Raw genomic sequence first — 9,337 nt, 5'->3', positions numbered from 1 at the left:
CCGGTGCTGGATTTGAACGTGCAGGTCCGGATGGGTGAAGCGGAGGTGCGTCGTGGCTGATCGGGAAACGAAACCGCACGTGGAAACAGCCGGCGACGGCGGACCGGCCGGACGCGATCACCGCGGGGGCTTCTCCGCCGGTTTGTTCGTCACCGGCCTGCTGGCACTGCTGGTGAGCATCTGGGCCCTGGCCGGCCCGGACCAGTGGAGCATCACCTCCATGATCCCGATCGGCTGGATCGTCGTCGCGGCCGCGATCGTGATGGGAGTGGTACTGGTCATCTCGCCGAGGATGCGCCGGTAACCCGGCCCGCCGACGCCGGTTCTCGTCGAACGGCGCCGTACCGAGCACAACGCCCGGCCCCGCATCGAAGGGGCCGGGCGTTCTGCTGTCTGCTCACTCCCACTCGATGGTGCCCGGCGGTTTGCTCGTCACATCCAGTACCACGCGGTTGACTTCGCTCACCTCGTTGGTGATCCGGGTCGAGATCCGTTCCAGTACCTCGTAGGGCAACCGAGTCCAGTCCGCGGTCATCGCGTCCTCACTGGACACCGGGCGCAGCACGATCGGATGACCGTAGGTACGGCCGTCGCCCTGGACGCCGACACTGCGCACATCCGCGAGCAACACCACCGGGCACTGCCAGATCTGCCCGTCCAGCCCGGCCGCTGTGAGTTCCTCGCGGGCGATGGCATCGGCCTGCCGCAGTGTCCGCAATCGGTCCTCGGTGACTTCGCCGATGATCCGGATCGCCAGGCCCGGACCAGGGAAGGGCTGCCGAGCCACGATTTCCTCGGGCAATCCGAGCTCCCGGCCGACGGCCCGGACCTCGTCCTTGAACAGCAGCCGCAACGGTTCGACCAGTTGGAATTCCAGATCGTCGGGCAATCCACCGACGTTGTGATGCGATTTGATGTTCGCGGTTCCGCTGCCGCCACCGGATTCCACCACGTCCGGGTACAGCGTGCCCTGCACCAGGTACTCGACCGCCGGTAGTTCCTGCCCCGCGGTCTGCTCACCCACGACCTCGCCGACAGCGTCCTCGAACGACCGGATGAACTCGCGGCCGATGATCTTGCGCTTCTCCTCGGGGTCGGTGACGCCCTTCAATTCGCCGAGGAACTTCTCGACCGCGTCCACGGTGACCAACCGAGCCCCGGTAGCGGCCACGAAATCCCGCTGCACTTGTTCGCGCTCACCGGCCCGCAGCAGCCCATGGTCGACGAAAACACAGGTCAGCCTGTCGCCGATAGCTCGCTGCACCAGGGCGCCCGCCACCGCGCTGTCCACACCGCCGGACAGCGCGCAGATCGCATGCCCGTCCCCGATCTGCTCGCGCACCCGCTCGACCATCGCGTCGGCGATATTGGCCGGCGTCCAGTCCGGTTTGATCCCCGCCATTTCGTGCAGAAACCGGCTCAGCACCTGCTGCCCGTGCGGCGAGTGCAGCACCTCGGGGTGGTACTGCACACCGGCCAGCCGGCGGGACCGGTTCTCGAACGCCGCGACCGGCGCACCCACCGTCGTCCCGGTGACCTCGAACCCCTCCGGGGCGTCGGTGACCGCGTCCCCGTGGCTCATCCACACCGGCTGCAAATCCGGCAGCCCCTCGTGCAGCAACCCGCCGTCGATATCGATTTCGGTGCGGCCGTATTCGCGGGTGCCCGTATTCGTCACGGTGCCGCCCAGCGCCTGCGCCATCGCCTGGAACCCGTAACAGATACCGAAAACCGGGATATCCAGCTCGAAGAGCCGCGGGTCGAGGGCCGGCGCACCTTCGGTGTACACGCTGGCCGGACCACCGGACAGGATCACCGCCAGCGGTTTCTTCTCGGCGATCTCCGCCACGGTGGCGGTATGCGAGACGACCTCCGAGTAGACATTCGCCTCCCGGACCCGGCGGGCAATCAACTGCGCGTACTGCGCACCGAAGTCGACAACAAGAACGGGCCTCTGCGAGTGTGTCACCCGCGTGAGTCTATTGGTCCGGCGCTGCCTCGGGCGGCGCGGGGTTGGGGCCCCGTGGTCTCGTTCTCCACTCTCCCGCTCCAGAACGAGACGAGCCCCAGCGCATCCGCAGGGGTGTGCCTCCGATGCGGCCCGAGGATCGGGACTCCGCGCGCACCGGCGGGCCGAAAACTACCGGACGCTGAGACCGACCTTCTGGAATTCCTTGAGGTCGGAGTACCCGGCCTTGGCCATCGAGCGGCGCAGCCCGCCGACGAGGTTCAAGGAGCCGAACGGATCGTCGGAGGGGCCGGTCAGCAGCTGTTCCAGGCTGGGGCGCACCGGGGCCGGAGGGGCCTGACCGAGCAGTTCTTCGGCGAGATCCCACGGCTCGTCCAGCGAAAGCAGCGCACCCCGCGGCACCGAGGGATGCGCGGCGGCCGACGGCCAGTACCAGCCGCGGCCGGGCGCTTCGGCGGCGATCGCGAGCGGGGCGCCCAGCATGGCCGCGTCCGCGCCGCAGGCAATGGCCTTGGCGAGCTGGCCCGAGGTGTTGATATCGCCGTCGGCGATCACATGCACGTAGCGGCCGCCCGTTTCGTCGAGGTAGTCGCGGCGGGCCGCGGCTGCGTCGGCGATCGCGGTCGCCATCGGTACACCGATACCGAGAACTTCGCCGGTGGTGGTCGCGCCCGGCTGCGAACCGTAACCCACGATCACCCCGGCGGCACCGGTCCGCATCAAATGGAGCGCGGTGCGGTGATCACTGACACCGCCGGCGACGACCGGCACGTCCAGCTCGGCGATGAAAGTCTTGAGGTTCAGCGGTTCACCGTCGCCCACGTGTTCGGCCGAAATGATAGTGCCCTGCACCACCAGCAGATCGATCCCGGCCTGCACCAGGCCGGGGGTGAGAGCCCGCGCGTTCTGCGGGCTCACCCGCACCGCGACGGTGACCCCACCGGCCCGCACCTGACCCACCGCCGCGGCCAGCAGATCAGGCTGCATGGGTGCGGCGTGCAGTTCCTGCAGGAAGGCGATCGCCCGCTGGTAGCTGCCCTTGTCGGCGAGCTCGAGCAGTTGGTCGATCTTGGCGGAGACATCCGCGTGACGGGCCCACAACCCCTCACCGTTGATCACGCCCAGCCCACCACGGCGCCCGATCTCGATGGCGAATTCCGGGGAGACCAGTGCATCGGTCGGATGGGTGAGGAAGGGGATGTCGAACCGGTAGGCGTCCAGTTGCCACGCCAGCGACACCTGGCTCGCCGAACGGGTCCGACGCGAGGGAACGATATCGACATCGTCCAGCTCGTAGGTCCGGCGAGCCGTCCGACCCATCCCGATCTCGACCATATCCCGCACAAATAGCTCCTGTTTTTTCGGCGCGCTGGCGCGCGCGGGGTTTCGGCCCCCTTGACGTTGCGGGCCGAAACCTCCAAGGGCCTCGTAAGACTCGGCACCACCGCTGGGTGCGTTCGGCCGGCAGGTTTGCGGTTGCACGGTGGGGCTGTGCATCTGCGCCCAGCGAACATCCATCGTCCGACCCGGACCGAACGATACCCCACCCTGGCACGGAGTCCGCAGAGCCCCGGAGCGCGCGAGACCGTGACCTGGCACGGGACCGCAGCCGCTCACACCGGGGTTGTTACCGCCCGGTGTAGTTCGGGGCCTCCACGGTCATCGTGATGTCGTGCGGATGGCTCTCCTTGAGTCCCGCCGCGGTGATCTGGACGAACTGGGCTTCCTGCAGACCGGTGATGCTCTGTGCGCCGGTGTAGCCCATGGCCGCACGGAGGCCGCCGACCAACTGGTGGATCACCTGGTTCACCGGGCCCCGGAACGGCACCCGGCCCTCGATACCTTCGGGGACGAGTTTGTCCTCGGCCAGCACGTCGTCCTGGAAGTAGCGGTCCTTGGAGAAGGACTTCGCCTGGCCGCGGCCCTGCATGGCACCCAGCGACCCCATGCCGCGGTAGCTCTTGAACTGTTTACCGCCCACCAGGATCAGCTCACCGGGCGATTCCGCGGTACCCGCCAGCACCGAGCCCAGCATCACCGTGGATGCGCCGGCGGCGATGGCCTTGGCGATATCGCCGGAGAACTGGATTCCGCCGTCGGCGATCACCGGCACACCCGCGGGCGCACAGACCGCCACGGACTCCAGGATCGCAGTGATCTGCGGGGCACCGACACCGGCAACCACCCGGGTGGTGCAGATGGAACCCGGCCCGACACCCACCTTCACTGCATCGGCGCCGGCCTCGACCAGCGCCGCGGCACCGGCTCGGGTGGCGATATTGCCGCCGATGACCTGGATACGGTCACCCACTTCGGCCTTGACCTTGCTGACCATGCTGAGAACTTGGCGCTGATGCCCGTGCGCGGTATCGACGATGAGCACATCTGCGCCGGCATCGGCCAGGGTCATGGCCCGCGACCAGGCATCGTCGCCGACGCCCACCGCGGCGCCGACCAGCAGCCGGCCGTCCCGGTCTTTGGTGGCGTCGGGGTACTGATCGGTTTTCACGAAGTCCTTGACGGTGATCAGGCCACGCAGGCGACCCTCACCGTCGACGATGGGCAGCTTTTCCACCTTGTGGCGGCGCAGCAGCCCGAGCGCGGCCTCCGCAGTGACACCCTCCTGGGCGGTGATCAGCGGCGCAGGCGTCATCACATCGGCCACGCGCCGGTTCTGATCGACCTCGAAACGCATATCGCGATTGGTGATGATGCCGACCAGCGCGCCCGTTTCGTCGACCGCCGGCAGGCCGGAAATCCGGAATCGGGCGCACATGGCGTCGACCTCGGCCAGCGTATCGGTGGGGCGGCAGGTCACCGGGTCGGTGACCATACCGGCCTCGGACCGTTTGACGGTCTCCACTTGGCTCGCCTGATCGGCCACCGAAAGATTGCGGTGCAGTACACCCATACCGCCGGCACGGGCCATGGCGATCGCCATCCGGGCTTCGGTGACCGTATCCATCGCGGAACTGACCAGTGGCGTCCGCAACCGGACCTCCCTGGTCAGCTGACTGGACGTTTCCACCGAACTCGGGATGAGATCCGACGCGGCGGGCAGCAGCAGCACATCATCGAAGGTCAGGCCGAGCATGGCGATCTTGTTCGGATCGTCACCACCCGTAGCAGGCCGGACAATCGTGCGCTCGCCCGGTACGGGATTACTCATTCGGATCGACCCCTCCTGGACGTCGGCTGAGCTATCGAGATATGGCGGCCCGATAGCAAACTGTAACTGGGAACAAACGTGCGGCGCCGGATCGTTTATTCCGGCGGCGGTGCCGGGTGAACTAGTGCTCGTCAACGCTTGACACCATGGTATCGGTCCGGTTCGATCCGGGATCAACTGAGGGCCGACGCCGGCCGATCGAACGGTAGCGGCGAAACTGACGGCGCGGACGGCTGGCGCAGACCACCCTGTTCTGCGTACCGTGGGGATGTGCGTGACCACCTACCACCTGGCTTGCCGCCGGATCCGTTCGCCGGAGATCCCGCCGACCCGTCCGCCGCGCTCGATGCCATCGAGCCGGGGGAGCCGCTGGATCCTCATGAGCGCCTTGCGGTCGAAGAGGATCTCGCCGATCTCGCAGTCTACGAGGCGCTACTGGCCCACCGCGGTATCCGCGGGTTGGTGGTGAGCTGCGAGGATTGTCGGCAGGATCATTATCACGACTGGGATATGCTGCGCGCCAATTTGTTACAACTCCTGGTCGACGGCACGGTCCGGCCGCATGAGCCTGCCTATGATCCGACTCCGGAAGCCTATGTCACCTGGGATTACTGTCGCGGCTACGCCGATGCCTCGATGAACGAGGCGTTCCACGGCGACGGGTTCGACGCTTTCGACAGCTGAATCCTTCGACTGCCGAGTCGGAGCCGCCGGGATGATCCGGCATGATCGACCGCCATACGGCGGCCGATCGTTTTCGCATATCCGCACCAGATTCGTACTACACCGATCGCACCACGCCATACGCGCCGTGTGGCCGTCCACCTCGAGGTGGACGGCCACACGGTGACAGACATTCGCTCACTCGACCGAATCGGCCCGGCCGCGTGCCATCTCTCAGTTGGTGGACCCGCCGGGAACGACGGTTGTCGGAACCGGCGAAGCTCCGGTCGGCGGAACCGACGGTTCGACCGGACCGGGTGAGCTGATCGTGGACGGCGGGACCTGAGTGGTCGGCTCCACCGAATCGACTCCCGGCCCGTCCGGCGTGGTCGGGCCAGGAGTCACCGGGGCGGTGGTGTCGTCCGGTGCGATATCCGGGGCCTCCGTATCGGGTGCCGGCCGGTCCGGGGACGGCAGAACCGGGGCGGTGACATCCGGCCCCGTCGGCCGGTCGCCGCCCGGTCCGGGGGCCTCCATCGGAAGCTGCTGACCCGGCCGGGACGTGGTGGTCACCGTCGGACCGGGACGCTCGGAAGTATCCCCGGGCGGGGCCGGATTCACCGGGGCCTCCGGATCCGGGGCGGGAGCCTCCTCCTCGAGCTGTGCCGCGATATCCGGTGCGACCTTGCCGACCTGTCCGACCAGCTCACGCCAGCGAGCGGCGAGCTCGTTGCGTTTCACCGGATCGTCCACCTGGGTGGCATTGACCGAGGCCTGTTCCAGGCGGTCCTTGGCCTGGTCCGGCTTACCTTCGTCGAGCAGCTCCTGTGCGGCGGCCAGATTGTCGTCGGCGTACTGCACGACGGTGCTCTGTGCCTGTTCGCTGAACACCACCTCTTTGACGCGCCACAGCGCATCACCGGGTTCGGCCTGATACGAGAACACCGAAAGCCCACCGAACACCAGAGCCAGCGCGGCCGCTGTGGTGGCTATCGGGCGGAGCAACCGAAGCCGCCCGCCGGATTGCGCACTGATCCGCGCCTGCCGGGCACCGATTTCCTGGTTGACCGCCGCGACGACCGTATCGAGATCGGGCGCGTCCGGTAGCGGCGGAGCCACGATCTCGGCCCGCCAATCCGCCAGCAATGTCGCCAGCTGGAGTTCCTCGGTGCTCTCGGTGGGTATGGGCCCGCCCCGGACGATAGCGTCGATCAGTTCGTCATCACGACGGACCGCGCTGATATCGACCGGTTCGGACCCGGCACCGGAGCCCTCGGCGTAGGGATCGGTGTTCCGCGATACGCGCCGCGCCCACTTGTCGCCCCGACCGCGCCCGCCATCCCTAGCCATATATTTCACCTGCCCTCGCCACTTGTGCCTTCAGTTTTGCGAGCGCCCTGTGCTGGGCGACCCGTATCGCTCCCGCCGTACTGCCCACGGCGGTCGCGGTTTCCTCCGCTGACAAACCCATCACCAGTCGCAGGATCAGGATCTCCCGATGCTTCTCCGGCAACGTCGCCAGCAGAGTGTTCATCTGCCGGCTCGTTTCCGATTCGAGAGCTCGCTGCTCCGGTCCGTGGTCGGTGGATATGACATCTGGTACTTCGGCCATCGCCTCCGCCTTGTTACGGGAGGCGTTGCGATGGGCGTCGGCAACCTTGTGCGAAGCGATTCCGTATACGAAGGCCATGAACGGCCGACCCTGGTCCTGATACCTGGGTAGGGCGGTCATAACCGCTAGACAGACCTCCTGCGCGACATCGTCCGCGGAGAGTTGTCCACGCTCCGCGGCACCGATCCGGGCGCGGCAATATCGCATCACCAGCGGACGGACCAATTTCAGTACCTGAGCTAGAGCGGACCTGTCGCCCTGCGCGGCAGCGGCGACGGCGCGGTCCAACTCTTCGCCCGTGTGCGTCATCGTCAGCGGATTTCCTGGCGTTACAAAGTGGCACGGCCGGTGGCGACCTGTGCTTCCGCTGGTCCAGCGGAACGGGATCAACAATAGGTCACGACCGCACGGGTGGGTCGAGACGGTAGAACCTGAGTTACCTTCCGCTACCGCGAAATCGCCCGCCACGCCTGGAGATGAGCGCGCGACACGCCTCCGCGTCGGCGGCCGCGTGCGCGTGTTCGGCGGCCGGTTCCGCGCCGGACGCCGGTAGACCGGTTCGCAACATGGCACAGGCCCAACGCAGCGGTACCAGGCCCGATTCTCGGCATTGCTCCTCGACCAGGGCGGCGAGTCCGGCGGCCCGCCCGGTATCGCCGGCCACCCCGGCGGCCGCGGCGACCAGCAGCCGCGATTTCACCCGGTGGCGAATCGAGGGGGTGCGCTCGGCCCATGCCAGCGCGATCTCCGCCGCCGCCAGTGCCTCGTCGGCCCGGCCGCCGGCCAGTGCGGTTTCCGCACGTACCCAGTGCAGCCGGACGAACGTACGGGAGCGATCGATTCCCGCGCTACCGGCCCGCCCCCGCACGGTTCCGGCGCCGGTAGAGCCGGATGGCAGCGCGGCATCCAGCAGCCCGTCGCAGCGGTCCAGCAACCGGGTGGCGAGCGCGAGCCGGCCGGTACCCAGCGCATCGGCGGCGAGACCTATCAGGGCATCGGCAGCGGCGTCGACCAGATCGGGGACGCGGTAGAAACCCACTGCCCCGCTATCGATCGGTGGCAGATATTCGGCGCCGGCGCCCGCAACGCCCTCGGTGTCCACGCCGTCGAGCAAGCCCGACCGGCGATGGCGGGCCGGACCGGTCGGATCGACGAGCTCCGGACACCGCTGTTCTGGAGCGGAGGCCCCGGGCAATCGCGGCAATACCAGTGCGGCGGCGTGACCGTCGTCGTGTGCGGCCCGGGCATGCCAGCCGAGTTGGCGTCGAAACGATCCCTCGGTGGACGCGGCGAGCGAGAGCAATACCGGATCGTTGGTGCTCGCCCGCAGCCGCCGCAGTGCGATGCGGGCGGCCGCGTAGTGGCCCGTGCCACCCAACGCCACGGCTCGCCACCACATTTCGGCACCGCTGCCCGGCTCTGGCAACTCGGCAGCGGACCGATGCTGTCGTGAGCCGAAAGCGAAGTCGGCGAGCCGAGGAGAACGGATTTCGAAGGGGAGAACCGGGGCGGACACCGGTGCACTGTACCGAGGCCCGTCCGGATCAGCGGCCGGAGAATCGGATGGCCGGAACCGGTGCGTGGGTTTCAGCAATCTTTCAGCATTATTAGAATCACCCGCGTTTCGATCAGGTTAAACTCCACCCATCAATCCATGAGCGGATACGCATCGAATTCCACAACGTTTCGCTTAATTAACCCGGAAGCCGCCGGGACGCCATCTGTAATCGTACCGAGATCAGCGATTCCGGCACGGATCCAGGCCCGGATCGGGTACATATTTCGGTCCGGACCGTTCATGTGATGCCGACTGTGGATCCCGACCTGCGGAAACGTCGACCTGGGCCGACAGATCAAGGAACAGAAATCGGGGTAACCAGACAGTATCGCCGGAAGATTAGCGGAAGTAAACAGGCAGGTGGGT

Annotated in this window: 8 protein-coding genes; 2 read left to right on the top strand and 6 right to left on the bottom strand. The window is 67.3% G+C overall.

Translation table 11 applies throughout. From position 1 onward, the window contains the following. Positions 1 to 52 precede the first annotated feature (52 nt). The gene (locus NS6_RS17235) at positions 53 to 304 is read left to right on the top strand and encodes a hypothetical protein (RefSeq protein WP_210747022.1); all 252 of its coding nucleotides are present in this window, start codon (positions 53 to 55) and stop codon (positions 302 to 304) included. Between the two features lie 93 nt (positions 305 to 397). Here the strand turns inward: NS6_RS17235 and guaA are convergent, their stop codons facing one another. The 3 genes from guaA to guaB form a co-directional block, all read right to left on the bottom strand. Continuing rightward, the gene (guaA, locus tag NS6_RS17230) at positions 398 to 1,969 is read right to left on the bottom strand and encodes a glutamine-hydrolyzing GMP synthase (RefSeq protein WP_068042987.1); all 1,572 of its coding nucleotides are present in this window, start codon (positions 1,967 to 1,969) and stop codon (positions 398 to 400) included. A 171-nt stretch (positions 1,970 to 2,140) separates the two neighbouring features. Continuing rightward, positions 2,141 to 3,313: a GuaB3 family IMP dehydrogenase-related protein gene (locus NS6_RS17225; protein ID WP_068042985.1), complete on the bottom strand. Its 1,173-nt coding sequence runs from the start codon at positions 3,311 to 3,313 to the stop codon at positions 2,141 to 2,143. Between the two features lie 283 nt (positions 3,314 to 3,596). Further along, positions 3,597 to 5,138, bottom strand: coding sequence for an IMP dehydrogenase (gene guaB, locus NS6_RS17220; RefSeq protein WP_084471135.1), 1,542 nt, complete (start codon positions 5,136 to 5,138; stop codon positions 3,597 to 3,599). Between the two features lie 270 nt (positions 5,139 to 5,408). Between guaB and NS6_RS17215 the strand changes: the two genes are divergently transcribed. Continuing rightward, positions 5,409 to 5,822, top strand: coding sequence for a DUF5319 domain-containing protein (locus tag NS6_RS17215; protein WP_030522220.1), 414 nt, complete (start codon positions 5,409 to 5,411; stop codon positions 5,820 to 5,822). 213 nt (positions 5,823 to 6,035) lie between these two features. On the opposite strand, the gene NS6_RS17210 is transcribed toward NS6_RS17215, so the two are convergent. From NS6_RS17210 to NS6_RS17200, 3 genes are all read right to left on the bottom strand, one after another. After that, complete coding sequence (locus tag NS6_RS17210) at positions 6,036 to 7,151, bottom strand: anti-sigma-D factor RsdA (RefSeq protein WP_068042983.1); 1,116 nt, start codon at positions 7,149 to 7,151, stop codon at positions 6,036 to 6,038. Continuing rightward, positions 7,144 to 7,722 carry a sigma-70 family RNA polymerase sigma factor gene (locus NS6_RS17205; RefSeq protein WP_033243420.1) on the bottom strand — a complete coding sequence of 193 codons (579 nt, stop codon included), beginning with the start codon at positions 7,720 to 7,722 and terminating at the stop codon, positions 7,144 to 7,146. Before NS6_RS17205 ends, NS6_RS17210 begins: the two co-directional genes overlap by 8 nt. 127 nt (positions 7,723 to 7,849) lie before the next feature. Beyond that, positions 7,850 to 8,929 (bottom strand): hypothetical protein, encoded by a 1,080-nt coding sequence (locus NS6_RS17200; protein ID WP_157112802.1) that lies wholly within the window; start codon positions 8,927 to 8,929, stop codon positions 7,850 to 7,852. Positions 8,930 to 9,337: the final 408 nt, after the last annotated feature.

The organism is Nocardia speluncae NBRC 108251 (assembly GCF_001613245.1).
Classification (GTDB): domain Bacteria; phylum Actinomycetota; class Actinomycetes; order Mycobacteriales; family Mycobacteriaceae; genus Nocardia; species Nocardia speluncae.
This window is presented reverse-complemented; position numbering and strand designations above follow the sequence as displayed.